The following is a 15,797-nucleotide window of genomic DNA, read 5'->3' on the forward strand; positions in this document are numbered from 1 at the left end:
CGCTGCCGCGCACTTTTTAACAGTTATTCGCAAAGCTGATGAGGTTCGCCCAAGGCCCGGCTGCTAGGGTGCCGCCGATCTTTTCCAGGGAAACTCGCGGTCATGAAGACTCTCCGGCGCCGTCTGCCAAGACTGCTGTTCATCGCCCTGTTCATTGCAATGCTCAGCAGTTCCAGCCATGCCACCAGCCTGGTGATCAGCACCGACCTGAGCATGAGCGGACTGCTGACCAGCAGCAAAGGCACGGCCAAGATCAGCAGCTCGTTCAAGGATGACAAGGTTGTCCTGGAAGCCCGCAGCGACGCCGCGGCCTTCGTCGCCAGCGACGGGGCGATTCGCGGCGTGCGCCTGGAATCGGCGTTGCAGCACATTCGCCGAACGCTGCACAACCCGCCCTACAGCGACGCACAACTGGCGGCGGCAATTCTCACCCTGTAGCGCCGTCAGCCCTTGTAGCCGCGCACTTCATCCACGCCACGGTTGGCCAACTGATCGGCCCGCTCGTTGCCGTGGTGGCCGGTGTGGCCGCGAACCCATTTCCAGGTGACCTTGTGCCGGTTGACCTGCTCGTCCAGCTGCTGCCACAGGTCGGCGTTCTTCACCGGCTCCTTGGCGGCGGTCTTCCAGCCGCGCTTCTTCCAGTTGGCCATCCACTCGTTGATGCCCTTCATCACGTACTGCGAGTCGGTGACCAGCAGCACGTCGCACTCGCGCTTGAGTTCTTCCAGGCCACGAATCGCCGCCATCAGCTCCATGCGATTGTTGGTGGTGTTGGCTTCGCCGCCCCAGAGCTCCTTCTCGACGCCCTTGAACACCAGCAACGCGCCCCAGCCACCGGGGCCGGGATTGCCCTTGCAGGCACCGTCGGTAAAGATTTCTACGCTATCGCTCATCCACGCCTTCCATCAGAAAATTGCCATTGGCCTGCCGATTGCGGTCGACAGCGCCCAAGGCCGAGGTCACTCGGCCGGTCTATATAAAAAGAAGGTTGCTGCAGGTCATCAGGATTCGCTGTTACGGCGATTGACCTTGGCCATGGGCAGCGGCACCAGCTTGCCCATGGGTTCGCGTCGCACCTGGCGCACCGGGCGCAGGCCGACGGCGATCTTGCGCGCCACCAGCAGATAAAAGCCGCCGCCGGCCAGTTGCCACTGCCCGGCCTTGCGCTCCCAGCCCGCCAGTCGCGCCTGCCATGCCTGCGAGGCAAGCGGCGGACGATAGCACCCGAAGCGGCGTTTCTCCAGCGCGAAGCCCAGCAGGTTGAGCCAGTCGCCCACCCGCGAGGGCGAGATGCAACGAGCCTGGCGCAAGGCGTCGTGGGCGAACACATGGCGCAAGCCCCAGGTGCTCCAGGGGTTGATGCCGACAATCAGCAGATGACCACCGGGGCGCACGCTGCTGGCGGCCTCGCGCAGCAGGCCGTGGGGCGACAGGCAGAAATCCAGGCCGTGCTGCAGCACCACCACATCGGCGGCATGCTCGCTCAGGGGCCAGGCCTGCTCCTCGCAGACGATCTCCACCCCGGGCAGCGGCGCGCCCAGGCGCACATTGCGCTGTACCTGCGGCGCCACCGGCGGGTTCTGCGCCGAAGGCCCGTAGTGCACCAGGTAACCGCCAAAGAAACGCCCCAGTTCCTCTTCGAGCATGCGCCGCTCTTCATCCAGCAAAAATTGCCCCAGGGGACCGGACAGCCAGTCCCGGGCCGCACTGATCAGGGCCAGCCAGTCGGGATCTGCCTGAGCGAAGGCTTTATCGGTCATTGCATTCTCCAACACGCCAAGAAGCTCTAAGATGCGCCATTGTTTTCCGCTTGGCGAATCCGAAGATGATACAGATCAGTGCCCTGCCCGCCTTCACCGACAACTACATCTGGTTGTTACAGGATCATCGCAGCCAGCGCTGCGCGGTCGTCGATCCGGGCGACGCGGCGCCGGTCCTGGCCTGGCTGGAACAGCACCCGGGCTGGGTGCTGAGCGACATTCTGGTGACCCATCACCACCACGACCACGTCGGCGGTGTCGAGCGGCTCAAGCAGCACAGCGGCGCCACCGTGTATGGCCCGGCGCGGGAAAAGATCCCCGGACGCGACGTGGCCCTGAACGACAACGACCACGCCAACATCCTCGGCTGGGACTTCGAGGTATTCGCCGTACCCGGCCATACCCTGGGACACATCGCCTACTACCATCACGGCCTGCTGTTCTGCGGCGATACCCTGTTCGCCGCCGGTTGCGGACGCCTGTTCGAAGGCACGCCGGAACAGATGCACCTCTCCCTCAGCCGCTTCGCCGCGCTGCCGGACGACACCCTGATCTACTGCACCCACGAATACACCCTGAGCAACCTGCGCTTCGCCCAGGCAGTAGAGCCCGCCAACCCGGACATTGCCCAGCGTCTGGAAAAGGTCACGCAGATGCGCGAGCAAGGGCGCATGACCCTGCCATCAACCCTGGCCCTTGAGAAACTCACCAACCCGTTTTTGCGTACCGGTGAAACATCCGTTAAACAAAAAGCGGACGAACGGAGCGGCCAGGATAACCCGTCGCAGAGTGCGGTCTTTGCGGCCCTGAGGGCTTGGAAAGATAAATTCTAAGCAAGCTATCTACTGGTACAAAAATTCTGAATGGTTGACCGCACCCCGGGTGCTTTCTAGAATCGCCCGACATTTTTGCCCGGAACTTACTTCCAGCCAATGTCGTCATCTATTCGTTATTCCATCAGTTCAGACGCATTGACGCGCTTGGCCCAGGCCATCGCGGTAGCTGTGTCAGCGACGCTTGCGGGCTGCCAAAGCACCGGCCATGCCCCGCAGAGCGACGCGACACACACCCAGAATTTCAACGCCCGCATCAAGCAAAAACCCATCTGGCTGAGCAACAAGCCAAGCCCGCAAGTACCCCAGGATGTCTGGGAACGCATGCGCCAGGGGTTCCAATTGCAAGAAGGCCTGGGCGTCAACCCGCGTATTGAACAGCAGCGCCTGTGGTTCGCCAGCAACCCTTCTTTCCTGGAAAACGCCGGCGAACGCGGCAGCCTCTATATCCACTACATCGTCGAGCGTCTCGAAGAGCGCAACATGCCGCTGGAGCTGGCCCTGCTGCCGGTGATCGAAAGCGCATACAACCCGCTGGCCTATTCCCGGGCCGATGCCGTGGGCCTGTGGCAGTTCGTCCCGGCCACCGGGCGCTACTTCAACCTGCGCCAGACCCGCTTCTACGATGGCCGCCGCGACATCACCGCCTCCACCACCGCCGCCCTGGACTACCTGACCCGCCTGCACGACATGTTCAACGGTGACTGGTTGCTGGCCCTGGCCGCCTACAACGCCGGCGAAGGCACCGTGAGCCGGGCCATCGAGCGCAATGACAAGCTCGGCCTGCCCACCGACTACTGGAACCTGCCGCTGCCGGCCGAGACTCAAGCCTACGTGCCCAAGCTGCTGGCCCTGTCCCAGGTGGTACTGGCCCCGCAGGCCTACGGCGTGAACCTCAACCCGATCGCCAACGAACCCTACTTCCAGGTGGTGGAAATCAACCAGCGCATGGACCTGTCCAAGGTCGCGGCGGTGGCCAACATCGACGAGGACGAGCTGTTCCAGCTCAACCCGGCGTTCAAGCAGCGCACCACCGTCGACGGTCCACAGCACCTGCTGGTGCCCACGTCCAAGGCCCAGCTGCTGACCACCAGCCTGTCCACCATGAAACCCGAAGAGCTGATCAGCAAGCGCTCCCTCAAGCCGGTCTTCGACCGCGACGAAGGCCGCGACTCGCTGCGACCCAAGCGCATCTACCGGGTCAAGAACGGCGACAACCTGACCCTGATCGCCAAGGCCAACAAGGTGGATGTGCAGGACCTGCAACGCTGGAACAAGCTCAGCGGCAAGAACCTCAAGGTCGGCCAGACCCTGGTGATGCAGGACACCCGCAAGGCCGCCGGCAAGAAAACCAGCGTGGCCAGCAGCGGCAAGCAGAAGTCGACCCGCTACAAGGTCAAGCAAGGCGACTCGCTGTACATCGTGGCCAAGCGTTTCAATGTTGAAATGCAGCACCTCAAGCGCTGGAACCCGCGTGCGGCGCAAGCCCTCAAGCCGGGCCAGATGCTCACGGTCTACCTGCCACACTGAAACCCGCTCTGTAGGAGCCGGCTTGCCGGCGAACAGCCTTCGCCGACAAGCCGGCTCCTACAGGAGATTTCAATTGCACAAAGCTCGCGCCAGCGAGCTTTTTCCTGCTGATACAAGCTGTTACTGTACGGAGCATTAAGCCCAAGCCGCCTGGAACGGATCTCTGACTCGATGCGTCCCCTCCTTCTGCTCTTCTTCAGTCTGGCCTTGAGCTTTCCCGCAAGCGCGACGATCACCGAAAGTCATGGTTATGCGCAGTTTGGCACGCTCAAGTACCCGGCCAAATTCACCCACTTCGACTGGGTCAACCCCGCGGCGCCCAAAGGCGGCACCTTGCGGGTCATGGCCTTTGGCACCTTCGATACCCTCAACCCCTACACCTTCAAAGGCACCAGCCCGGTCGCCACGCCGAACTTCCTGCAATACGGGGTCAACGAACTCAACGAACCGCTGATGGTGGGCACCGGCCTCTACGCCCCCTCCGGTGACGAGCCCACCTCCAGCTACGGCCTGATCGCCCGCTCCGTGGAATACAGCGAAGACCGCAGCTGGGTGGTGTTCAACCTGCGCCCCGAGGCACGCTTTCACGATGGCAAGCCGATCACCGCCTATGACGTGGCGTTCTCCTACCGCCTGCTGCTCAAGGAAGGCCACCCGCAATACCGCACCAACCTGCAGGAAGTGCAGCGGGTGGACATCCTCGGCCCGCAGCGCATCCGCTTCGTGTTCAAGCGCGCCGGCAACCCGCTGCTGATCCTGCGCCTGGGCGAGCTGCCGGTGCTGCCCCAGCACTACTGGAAAGACCGCGACTTCAAGGCCACCACCTTCACCCCGCCCCTGGGCAGCGGCCCCTATCGCATCACCCAGGTCCAGCCCGGACGCCAACTGGTGTTCGAACGGGTCCAGGACTATTGGGGCAAGGACTTGCCGGTCAACCGCGGCTTCAACAACTTCGACCGGGTCGAAGTGGAGTTCTACCGCGACAGCGACGTGGCCTTCGAAGCCTTCAAGGCCGGCGAGTTCGACATCTACATCGAGCACCAGGCCAAGAACTGGGCCAACGGCTACAACTTCCCCGCGGTCAATCGCGGCGAGGTGATCAAGGCCCAGGTCGCGCACCAGATTCCGACCCAGACCCAAGGCCTGTTCATGAACACCCGGCGCAGTCTCTTCGCCGACGTGCGGGTGCGTGAAGCCCTGGGCCTGATGTTCGACTTCGAATGGACCAACCGCACCCTGTTCAGCGGCGCCTACCAGCGGGCCCTGAGTTACTACCCCAACAGCGAATTCGCCGCCACGGGCCTGCCGGTAGGGCACGAATGGCTACTGCTGTCGCCCTACCGCGAGCAACTGCCCGCCAATCTCTTCACCCAGGCCTTCAGCCTGCCCCGCACCGAGGGTCGCGGCATCCCCCGGGATACCCTGCGCCGCGCCCTGGGGCTGTTGGCCGACGCCGGCTGGAAGCTCAACGGCCAGCGCCTGCAGAACAGCGCCGGGCAGCCGCTGCGTTTCGAGCTGATGCTGGTCAATCCCAACCTGGAGCGGATTCTCCAGCCCTACGTGGAGAACCTGGCGAGCATCGGCATCGAGGCGCGCCTGCGCACCGTGGACCGGGCGCAATACAAGCAGCGCCTGGACCAGTTCGACTACGACATGATCCTCATGACCCTCAACCAGACCCTGAGCCCGGGCCTGGAGCAATGGCAGTACTTCCACTCCAGCCAGGTCTCGGTCAAGGGCAGCAAGAACTACGCAGGCATCAACAACCCGATTGTCGATCACCTGCTGGAGCAACTGCTGGCCGCCCAGAGCCGCGACGAGCAACTGGCCGCCGGCCGCGCCCTGGACCGGGTGCTGCTGTGGCAGCACTACATGATTCCCAACTGGTACCTCAACTATCACCGACTGGCCTACCGCAACCGGTTCGCCTTTGTCACCACGCCGCCCTACAACCTGGGCTTGAACGCCTGGTGGCTGAAGTCCCTGGAGACTCCCCAATGATGCCTCTGCGTGCCCTGCTCCTGCGCACCAGCGGCCTGTTGTTCGGCGTCATCGCCTGCTGTGCCCAGGCTGCGCCGCAACATGCCCTGACCCTGTACAACGAAGCGCCGAAATACCCGGCGAACTTCCAGCACTTCGACTTCGTCGACCCGAAGGCGCCCAAGGGCGGCACCTTCCGCATGGCCGGCTTCGGCAGCTTCGACAGCCTCAACCCCTTCATCAGCAAAGGCGTGCCCGAGCAGAACATCGGCCTGATCTACGACACCCTGATGACCCAGAGCCTGGACGAGCCCTTCACCGAATACGGGCTGGTGGCGGGCAAGATCGAAAAAGCCCCGGACAACAGCTGGGTGCGTTTCTACCTGCGCCCGGAGGCGCGCTTCAACGACGGCCAGCCGATCCGCGCCGAGGACGTGGTGTTCAGCTTCCAGACCCTGATGAGCGCCGGTTCGCCGCTGTACCGCGGCTACTACGCCGACGTCGACCAGGTGATCGCCGAAGACCCGTTGCGGGTGCTGTTCAAGTTCAAGCACAACAACAACCGCGAACTGCCGCTGATCCTCGGCCAGCTGACGGTCCTGCCCAAGCACTGGTGGGAAAGCCGCGACTTTGCCAAGAGCAACCTGGAAGTGCCCCTGGGCAGCGGCCCCTACCGAGTGACCCAGGTCAAGGCCGGGCGCTCGATCCGCTACGAGCGGGTCAAGGACTACTGGGGCCGCGACCTGCCGGTCAATCGCGGCTTCTACAACTTCGACGTGATCACCAGCGATTACTACCGCGACAACACCGTGGCCCTGGAAGCCCTCAAGGCCGGGCAGTTCGACTACTGGCTGGAAATAAGCGCGAAGAACTGGGCCACCGCCTACAACACCCCGGCCGTGGCCCAGGGCCGGCTGATCAAGGAGCAGATCGCCAACGGCAACCCCACCGGCATGCAGGGTTTTGTCTTCAACACCCGCCGACCGCTGTTCCAGGACGTGCGAGTGCGCCACGCCCTGAGCCTGCTGCTGGATTTCGAATGGAGCAACAAGCAGCTGTTCAACGGCGCCTACACCCGCACCCGCAGTTACTTCGAGAACTCGGAAATGGCCGCCACCGGCCTGCCGGGCCCGGAGGAGCTGGCGATTCTCGAACCGCTGCGCGGCCAGATCCCGCCGCAGGTGTTCGACCAGGCCTTCTCGCCTTCGGTGTGCGACGGCAGCGGCATGATCCGTGCCCAGCAGCGCCAGGCCTACCAGCTGTTGCAGGAAGCCGGCTGGCGCATTGTCGACGACAAGATGGTCGACGCCCAAGGCAAGCCGGTAGTGATCGAGTTCCTCCTGGCCCAGACCGAGTTCGAGCGGGTGCTGCTGCCGTTCAAGCGCAACCTGGCGGACCTGGGCATCGATCTGGTGATCCGCCGGGTCGACGTGTCCCAGTACATCACCCGGGTGCGCTCGCGGGACTTCGACATGATCGTCGGCAGCTTTCCCCAGTCCAACTCCCCGGGCAACGAGCAGCGCGAGTTCTGGATGTCCTCCAGCGCCGACAAGCCCGGCAGCCGCAACTACATCGGCCTCAAGGACCCGGCCATCGACAGCCTGGTGGAAAGCCTGATCAACGCCGACTCGCGCGCCAGCCTGGTGGCCCACGCCCGGGCCCTGGACCGGGTCCTGCAATGGGGCTACTACGTGATCCCCAACTGGCACATCAAGACCTGGCGCGTGGCCTACTGGGACCACATCGGCCACCCGCAAGTCGCGCCCAAGTACGACATCGGCATCCACACCTGGTGGATCAAGCCCGACGCCAAGCCCGCCATAGAACCGGCCCCGGACCAGGCGGCCCCAGCCGACAGGGAGCAATGACATGCTGGCCTATATCTTTCGTCGACTGCTGCTGATCATCCCGACCCTGCTGGGCATCCTGCTGATCAACTTCGTGATCATCCAGGCCGCGCCCGGCGGCCCGGTGGAGCAGATGATCGCCAAGCTCGAAGGCTTCGACGGCGCCACCAGCCGCATCGCCGGCGGCGGCGCCGAAGTATCGGTGGCCGGTTCCAGCTACCGCGGCGCCCAGGGCCTGGACCCGGCGCTGATCAAGGAAATCGAGCACATGTACGGCTTCGACAAGTCGGCGCCGGAACGCCTGTGGATCATGATCAAGAACTACGCCACCCTGGATTTCGGCAACAGCTTCTTCCGCGACGCCAAGGTGGTGGACCTGATCAAGGAAAAGATGCCGGTGTCCATCTCCCTCGGGCTCTGGAGCACCCTGATCATGTACCTGGTGTCGATCCCCCTGGGGATCGCCAAGGCCACCCGCCACGGCAGCCACTTCGATGTCTGGACCAGCTCGGCGATCATCGTCGGCTATGCGATCCCGGCCTTCCTGTTCGCCATCCTGCTGATCGTGGTGTTCGCCGGCGGCAGCTATTTCAACTGGTTCCCGTTGCGCGGCCTGACCTCCAACGACTTCGACCAGTTGAGCTGGGGGCGCAAGATCCTCGACTACTTCTGGCACCTGGCGCTGCCGGTCACCGCCCTGGTGATCGGCCACTTCGCCACCATGACCCTGCTGACCAAGAACAGCTTCCTCGACGAGATCAACAAGCAGTACGTGGTCACCGCCAAGGCCAAGGGCCTGACCCAGCGCCGGGTGCTCTACGGCCACGTGTTCCGCAACGCCATGCTGCTGGTGATCGCCGGCTTTCCCTCGGCTTTCATCGGCATCTTCTTCACCGGGTCCCTGCTGGTGGAGGTGATCTTCTCCCTCGACGGCCTGGGCCTGATGAGCTTCGAGGCGGCGATCAACCGCGACTACCCGGTGGTGTTCGGCACCCTGTTCATCTTCACCCTGCTGGGGCTGGTGGTGAAACTGATCGGCGACCTGACCTACACCCTGGTCGACCCACGCATCGACTTCGACAGCCGGGAGCATTGAGATGAACCTGTCCCCCCTCAATCGCCGGCGCTTCGAACGCTTCAAGGCCAACAAACGCGGCTGGTGGTCGCTGTGGCTGTTTTTGGTGCTGTTCGTCCTCAGCCTGGGCGCCGAGCTGATCGCCAACGACAAGCCGCTGGTGGTGCACTACGAAGGCGGCTGGTACTTCCCGGCCCTCAAGCGCTACCCGGAAACCACCTTCGGCGGCGAATTCCCCCTGGAAGCCAACTACAAGAGCCCGTACATCCGCGAGCTGCTGGCGCAGAAGGACGCCTGGGTGCTGTGGGCGCCGATCCCCTTCAGCTACCAGAGCATCAACTACGACTTGCGGGTGCCGGCCCCGGCGCCACCCTCGGCGGACAACCTGCTGGGCACCGACGACCAGGGCCGCGATGTGCTGGCCCGGGTCATCTACGGCTTTCGCATCTCGGTGCTGTTCGCCCTGACCCTGACCATCCTCAGCTCGATCATCGGGGTCATCGCTGGCGCCCTGCAGGGCTTCTACGGCGGCTGGGTGGACCTGGCCGGGCAGCGTTTCCTGGAAATCTGGTCCGGGCTGCCGGTGCTCTACCTGCTGATCATCCTCGCCAGCTTCGTGCAACCGAACTTCTGGTGGCTGCTGGGGATCATGCTGCTGTTTTCCTGGATGAGCCTGGTGGACGTGGTGCGCGCCGAGTTCCTGCGCGGGCGCAACCTGGAGTACGTGCGCGCGGCCCGGGCCCTGGGCATGCAGAACGGCGCGATCATGTTCCGCCACATCCTGCCCAACGCCATGGTCTCCACCATGACCTTCATGCCGTTCATCCTCACCGGCGCCATCGGCACCCTCACCGCCCTGGACTTCCTCGGCTTCGGCCTGCCGCCGGGGGCGCCATCCCTGGGCGAACTGGTGGCTCAGGGCAAGTCCAACCTGCAGGCGCCCTGGCTGGGCATCAGTGCCTTTGCCGTGCTGGCGCTCATGCTCAGCCTGCTGGTGTTTATCGGCGAATCCGCCCGCGATGCCTTCGACCCGAGGAAATGACATGACCCAGGACACTCTGATCGAAGTCCGCGACCTGGCGGTGGAGTTCGTCGCCGGCGCCCAGTGCCAGCGCGTGGTGGAAGGCATCAGCTTCGACATCAAGCGCGGCGAAACCCTGGCCCTGGTGGGCGAGAGCGGCTCCGGCAAATCGGTGACCGCCCACTCGATCCTGCGCCTTTTGCCCTATCCCCTGGCCCAGCACCCATCCGGCAGCATCCAGTATTCCGGGCACGACCTGCTGACCCTGAACGAGAAGACCATTCGCCACATTCGCGGCAACCGCATCGCGATGATCTTCCAGGAGCCCATGACCTCGCTGAACCCGCTGCACAGCATCGAAAAGCAGATCAACGAAGTGCTGGGCATCCACAAGGGCCTGACCGGCAAGGTCGCCAGCAAACGCACCCTGGAGCTGCTGGAACTGGTGGGCATTCCCGAGCCGCACAAGCGCCTCAAGGCCCTGCCCCACGAACTGTCCGGCGGCCAGCGGCAACGGGTGATGATCGCCATGGCCCTGGCCAACGAGCCGGAGCTGCTGATCGCCGACGAACCGACCACGGCGCTGGATGTCACGGTGCAGTTAAAGATCCTCGAACTGCTCAAGGAACTGCAGGCGCGCCTGGGCATGGCCTTGCTGCTGATCAGCCACGACCTGAACCTGGTGCGGCGCATTGCCCACCGGGTCTGCGTGATGCAGAAAGGGCGCATCGTCGAGCAGGCGTCCTGCGAGGAGCTGTTCCGCGCGCCGCAGCATCCCTACACCCGGGAATTGCTGGCCGCGGAGCCCAGCGGCACCCCGGCGAACAACCCGATCGGCCCGCCGTTGCTGGAAGTGGACAACCTCAAGGTCTGGTTCCCGATCAAGAAGGGCCTGCTACGCAGCACCGTGGATCACGTCAAGGCGGTGGACGGCATCCACTTCAGCCTGCCCCAGGGCCAGACCCTGGGCATCGTCGGCGAAAGCGGCTCGGGCAAGTCGACCCTGGGCCTGGCGATCCTGCGCCTGATCGCCAGCCAGGGCGGCATTCGTTTCGAGGGCCAGCAGCTGGACGCCTTGTCCCAGCAACAAGTTCGGCCGCTGCGGCGGGAAATGCAGGTGGTGTTCCAGGACCCCTTCGGCAGCCTCAGCCCGCGCATGAGCGTGAGCCAGATCGTCGGCGAAGGCCTGCGCATCCACAAGATCGGCAGCGAACAGGAGCAGGAACAGGCCATCATCGAAGCCCTCAAGGAAGTCGGCCTGGACCCGGACACCCGGCACCGCTACCCCCATGAGTTTTCCGGCGGCCAACGCCAGCGCATCGCCATCGCCCGGGCCCTGGTGCTCAAGCCGCGGCTGATCCTGCTGGACGAGCCGACCTCGGCCCTGGACCGCACCGTACAGCGCCAGGTGGTGGAACTGCTGCGCAACCTGCAACGCAAGTACAACCTGACCTACCTGTTCATCAGCCATGACCTGGCGGTGGTCAAGGCCCTGAGCCACCAGTTGATGGTGATCAAGCACGGCCAGGTGGTGGAACAAGGCGACGCGCGCAGTATCTTCGCCGCCCCACAACATCCCTACACACGGCAACTGCTGGAAGCCGCCTTCCTGGCTCCGGCACACGCCGAATAACCTGCAACAGGAGTAGCAACTTATGGGTTTTCTCGCTGGGAAGCGTGTCCTGATCGTTGGTGTCGCCAGCAAACTGTCGATCGCCTCGGGCATTGCCGCCGCCATGCACCGTGAAGGCGCCGAGCTGGCCTTCACTTATCAGAACGAAAAACTCAAGGGCCGGGTCGAGGAGTTCGCCGCCGGCTGGGGCTCCAGCGCCGAGCTGTGCTTCCCTTGCGATGTGGCCAGCGACGAGCAGATCGCCCAGGTCTTCACCGAGCTGGGCAAAAAATGGGACGGCCTGGACTGCATCGTCCACTCCGTGGGCTTCGCCCCCGGCGACCAGCTTGAAGGCGACTTCACCGATGCCACCACCCGCGAGGGCTTTCGCATCGCCCACGACATCAGCGCCTACAGCTTCGTGGCCCTGGCCAAGGCCGGTCGGGAAATGATGAAGGGCCGCAACGGCAGCCTGCTGACCCTGTCCTACCTGGGCGCCGAGCGCACCATGCCCAACTACAACGTGATGGGCATGGCCAAGGCCTCCCTGGAAGCCGGCGTGCGCTACCTGGCCGGCTCCCTGGGCCCGGAAGGCACTCGGGTCAACGCCGTCTCCGCCGGGCCGATCCGCACCCTGGCCGCCTCGGGGATCAAGAACTTCCGCAAGATGCTGGCGGCCAACGAAGCCCAGACACCCCTGCGGCGCAACGTCACCATCGAGGAGGTCGGCAACGCCGGCGCCTTCCTCTGCTCGGACCTGGCCTCGGGCATCAGCGGCGAGATCCTGTACGTGGACGGCGGCTTCAACACCACCGCCATGGGCAACCTCGACGAGTGATCGCTGGCTGCGGCGAGGGGGCTTGCGCCTTCGCCACCCTGCCCCCTCCCGCTCATTGCAAAGGCCGAACATGAAGCTGTGCTATCTGTTGCTCGTACTTTTTCTAGCCGGCTGCGACCACACTCAAGATAAAGCCCCGAATAAAACCCGAAGCAGCGTCGCACGCCTGCACATCCCCTTGGGCACACCGGTTGCCGAGTTCCTGGAAAAGAGCCCGGTGAGCTTTACCGCCGACTGCCTGGATGCGGTCAACCTATGTTGGTATGAGGCGGATCGTCAGGGAGCACTCCTTGACCTGAGCCTGGCCCAGCCCGAGGGCACGCTTGAACTGGATCAGGTGGCCGGACTCTTGATTGCCGTTGATGGCAATACCTCAAACACCATCCAGGCATTGAACATCGACCTTCGCGGGCTGCCGGACAACAGCACTCACAAGGCCAACAAGGCGCTTGTCTATAACCTTCTCAGGACGTTGAAGAACGCTGGATGGCAAAAATACTACTTCCCTTCCGACCCCCGAATAGCCGCTGGCGAGTTGCACAAGCTGGACTGGAAGGAAAGCCTCCTGGGTACCCAGCCACTCAGCCACCCGCTGTTCGATGCCAACCATGAGATGAGCCTTGAGCAGTGGCTGGGCAACGACATGTTCTATGACTGGTATCTCTATCACGGCAACTACATTGCGCATGTCCGAGCCCTGCGCCACGACTCGAAAAGCGCCCCCCTGCAAAGCGCTGTCTACTTGATAAGCCTGAACCTGATGTCCCTGGACACGTTCTGGACCCGCGACTTTGCAGAGGCACAAAGAGCCCAATGGAGAACCCTGTTCCCTGCGCATTTGAAAGAACGGCTGCAACGTCGCTCAGAAGTTGAAAGCCGAGCCAGGGCGGCCGGGGTCGACATCGAGGAAAGCTATAGCCCACCGCTGATGGAGCGCGGCCAATAGCGCCCTGCCACTGACGCCCTTCGCTGCCCCGCGTCACCGGGCCGGGCTTGGCGGCAGCAACCCTCAGCGAGCCCGCTTGCCAGCCTGCTTGTGCAGGTACATGGCCTTGTCGGCGTCCGCCAGCAACGCCTCGATCCCGGGGTGACGCTCGGGGTGGTAGTCGACCTGACCGACACTGAAGTGGATGTCATAGCCACGCTTCAAGGTGGCATTGCGCTCGTCGAGGATCTCCCGCAGGCGCGCCATGATCGCCGAGGTCTCGACATGGTCGGCGGCGGTCAGCAGGGCGACGAACTCATCGCCGCCCAGGCGGCCGATCACGTCGCTGTCGCGAAAGGCGATGCGCAACACATCGGCGAAGGTCTTCAAGGCGCCGTCGCCTTCGGCATGGCCATAGGTGTCGTTGATCTGCTTGAAGTCGTTGAGGTCGAAGAACAGCAGGGTCGCGGTTCTGTTCAGCCGCTGGCAGGCCCCCAGGGCATGCCGCGCCAGGGCCTCGAAGCCGCGGCGATTGGACAGCAGGGTCAGCTCATCCATGCTGGCCATCTGCACGGCCGCCAGCTCCTGCTCGGCCATGCGCGCCAGGTCCCGCAGCAGGGCACGCTCTTCGTCGTCCAGATCCCGGGGCTTGGTATCGATCAGGCACAGGGTGCCGAGCCTGCTGCCATTGGGCACGCTCAAGGGGCAACCGGCGTAGAAGCGAATCCGCGGTTCGCCGGTGACCAGCGGATTGTCATGGAAACGCTCGTCCAGCTCGGCATCGCACACGGTGAGGATCTGGTCTTCGAGAATCGTGTGCCCGCAAAAGGACTGGTCCCGCGGGGTCTGGCTGACATCCAGCCCCGCGGCGGACTTGAACCACTGGCGGTCGGTGTCCACCAGGCTGATCAGCGCGATCGGCACATTGAACAGGCGCCTGGCCAGCCGGGTCACCCGGTCGAAGCGCTCCTGCGGCAAGGTGTCGAGGATGTTCAGCTCGCGCAGGGTCTGGAGTCTCAAGACCTCATTGCCGGGCTTGCGGGGATGCAACATCGCTGACTCCATTCGCGGTTAAGACACAGAGCGTAGTCCAAATCGCGACGGCGTCTCTCAGCGGCGCGTCCCCGAGCCCGTGGCTCAAGCGCCCTCAGAGCCGGGGGCTCAGCAGAATCCGCCCGTAGCCCGCCACGAACAGCGCGAACGCCAGCGCCGCCAGCAACGCCGAAAGCCCCAGCCCCAGGCTGTTGAACGGCACCAGCAGAACCCGGCACACGGCTGCCAGGAACAGCAGCGCAAAACCGCCGGCCATGGCCCGCGACACCTGCAGCGGCCGGCCGCTGTGCCCGAGGCTGACCCGCGCCACCATGGCCAGCACCAGCCCGCCCAGGCCACCCACCGCCAGGGCATGGGTCACCAGGCTCTGTTGCAGCGGCCAGCCCAGGTGCCACAGGGCCATGCCCAGGGTGGCCAGGGCCAGCCACAGGTACGCCAGGTACAGCGACCAGAGCAACGGCAGGCGCCACAGGCCCGGGTGGTGCCAGCGCCACAGGCGCCACAGGTGCAAGGCCGCCAGCAGGACGAACAATGGGGCCAGCCAGCGCTGAGGCCCGTCGCCGCCTCCCAGGGCCATGGACAGGGCCGCCAGTAGGCTGCCGACCAGCAACAGTCGGGTCGGCCAGGGCGACCCGGCCGGTGTCGGCGGCAGATTGAGGCCACGCTGGATAAAGAACGGGATGACCCGGCCACCGATCACCGTCATCAGGGTCGCCACCAGCCACAACGCCCCCAGTTCGCCGCGCCGCTGCCAAAGCTCCTGATGGCCCAGCAGGCCCCACAAGGCCAGCCCCTGAAACAGCGCCAGCAGCCCCAGGATCACCACGATGGGGTAGTTGTCGCGCTTGCCGGCGCGCCACAGTTCATATCCCACCACCCCGGCCAGCGCCGGCATGAACGCCACTTGCAGCACCAGGAACAGTGGCGCCGGCAGCGGCAGCCACCAGGCCAGCCGCGCCAGCAGCCAGGCCAGCCACAACAGGATCAACGGCGTGCGACTGAGCCCCGGGCGCCCGGTCCAGTTGGCCACCGCCGTCAGCAGGAACCCGGCGATGATCGCCACGGCAAAGCCGAACAGCATCTCGTGCCGATGCCAGGCCAGCATCCCGCCCAGCGGCTGGCGGCCGTTCCAGAGCCCGTGCAGCCAAAGGCCCCAGCCCATCAGGGCGATACAGGCGAAAGCGGCTCCCGTCAGGAAAAACGGCCGGAAGCCCAGGCTCCACAACGGCTGTGCGGCCCATTGCCGCCAACGTTCAGGCAAGGACACAGGCAACCCTCCCCCGGTTCAGGACAGACAATGGCCAATTGCAGTAGCGGATCATC

Annotated in this window: 14 protein-coding genes; 10 read left to right on the forward strand and 4 right to left on the reverse strand. The window is 64.4% G+C overall.

The window, feature by feature from the left end; genetic code table 11:
- Window positions 1-102: 102 nt before the first annotated feature.
- Window positions 103-438: a DUF2388 domain-containing protein gene (locus GGI48_RS00680; protein ID WP_179596288.1), complete on the forward strand. Its 336-nt coding sequence runs from the start codon at window positions 103-105 to the stop codon at window positions 436-438.
- A gap of 5 nt (window positions 439-443) precedes the next feature.
- Here the strand turns inward: GGI48_RS00680 and rnhA are convergent, their stop codons facing one another.
- Both rnhA and GGI48_RS00690 read right to left on the reverse strand, forming a co-directional pair.
- Window positions 444-893, reverse strand: a complete 450-nt coding sequence (rnhA, locus tag GGI48_RS00685) for a ribonuclease HI (protein ID WP_016964267.1) — start codon at window positions 891-893, stop codon at window positions 444-446.
- Window positions 894-1,001: 108 nt separating this feature from the next.
- The gene (locus GGI48_RS00690; RefSeq protein WP_016964268.1) at window positions 1,002-1,760 is read right to left on the reverse strand and encodes a methyltransferase domain-containing protein; all 759 of its coding nucleotides are present in this window, start codon (window positions 1,758-1,760) and stop codon (window positions 1,002-1,004) included.
- Between the two features lie 65 nt (window positions 1,761-1,825).
- On the opposite strand from GGI48_RS00690, the gene gloB reads away from it, so the two are divergent.
- From gloB to GGI48_RS00735, 9 genes are all read left to right on the forward strand, one after another.
- Entirely contained in the window at window positions 1,826-2,593 is a 768-nt protein-coding gene (gloB, locus tag GGI48_RS00695) for a hydroxyacylglutathione hydrolase (protein WP_179596290.1), read from the forward strand.
- Between the two features lie 99 nt (window positions 2,594-2,692).
- Complete coding sequence (locus tag GGI48_RS00700; RefSeq protein WP_179596292.1) at window positions 2,693-4,123, forward strand: LysM peptidoglycan-binding domain-containing protein; 1,431 nt, start codon at window positions 2,693-2,695, stop codon at window positions 4,121-4,123.
- A gap of 171 nt (window positions 4,124-4,294) precedes the next feature.
- A complete protein-coding gene (locus GGI48_RS00705; RefSeq protein ID WP_047304741.1) occupies window positions 4,295-6,124 on the forward strand; it encodes an extracellular solute-binding protein in 1,830 nt (609 codons plus the stop codon).
- Window positions 6,121-7,971, forward strand: a complete 1,851-nt coding sequence (locus GGI48_RS00710) for an extracellular solute-binding protein (RefSeq protein WP_179596294.1) — start codon at window positions 6,121-6,123, stop codon at window positions 7,969-7,971. The genes GGI48_RS00705 and GGI48_RS00710 overlap by 4 nt, the downstream gene beginning before the upstream one ends.
- Window position 7,972: 1 nt before the next feature.
- Complete coding sequence (locus GGI48_RS00715; protein WP_060839056.1) at window positions 7,973-9,046, forward strand: microcin C ABC transporter permease YejB; 1,074 nt, start codon at window positions 7,973-7,975, stop codon at window positions 9,044-9,046.
- Between the two features lies 1 nt (window position 9,047).
- Window positions 9,048-10,067: an ABC transporter permease gene (locus GGI48_RS00720; RefSeq protein WP_179596296.1), complete on the forward strand. Its 1,020-nt coding sequence runs from the start codon at window positions 9,048-9,050 to the stop codon at window positions 10,065-10,067.
- A 1-nt stretch (window position 10,068) separates the two neighbouring features.
- Window positions 10,069-11,679: an ABC transporter ATP-binding protein gene (locus tag GGI48_RS00725; RefSeq protein ID WP_179596298.1), complete on the forward strand. Its 1,611-nt coding sequence runs from the start codon at window positions 10,069-10,071 to the stop codon at window positions 11,677-11,679.
- Window positions 11,680-11,701: 22 nt separating this feature from the next.
- A complete protein-coding gene (fabI, locus tag GGI48_RS00730) occupies window positions 11,702-12,496 on the forward strand; it encodes an enoyl-ACP reductase FabI (RefSeq protein ID WP_179596300.1) in 795 nt (264 codons plus the stop codon).
- Window positions 12,497-12,566: 70 nt separating this feature from the next.
- Window positions 12,567-13,442 (forward strand): hypothetical protein, encoded by an 876-nt coding sequence (locus GGI48_RS00735; protein WP_179596302.1) that lies wholly within the window; start codon window positions 12,567-12,569, stop codon window positions 13,440-13,442.
- Window positions 13,443-13,505: 63 nt separating this feature from the next.
- Here the strand turns inward: GGI48_RS00735 and GGI48_RS00740 are convergent, their stop codons facing one another.
- Together GGI48_RS00740 and GGI48_RS00745 are read right to left on the reverse strand one after the other, a co-directional pair.
- Window positions 13,506-14,474, reverse strand: a complete 969-nt coding sequence (locus tag GGI48_RS00740; protein WP_016964278.1) for a sensor domain-containing diguanylate cyclase — start codon at window positions 14,472-14,474, stop codon at window positions 13,506-13,508.
- A gap of 94 nt (window positions 14,475-14,568) precedes the next feature.
- A complete protein-coding gene (locus GGI48_RS00745; RefSeq protein ID WP_179596304.1) occupies window positions 14,569-15,741 on the reverse strand; it encodes an NnrS family protein in 1,173 nt (390 codons plus the stop codon).
- Window positions 15,742-15,797: the final 56 nt, after the last annotated feature.

Source organism: Pseudomonas protegens, assembly GCF_013407925.2.
GTDB classification, from domain to species: domain Bacteria; phylum Pseudomonadota; class Gammaproteobacteria; order Pseudomonadales; family Pseudomonadaceae; genus Aquipseudomonas; species Aquipseudomonas fluorescens_AP.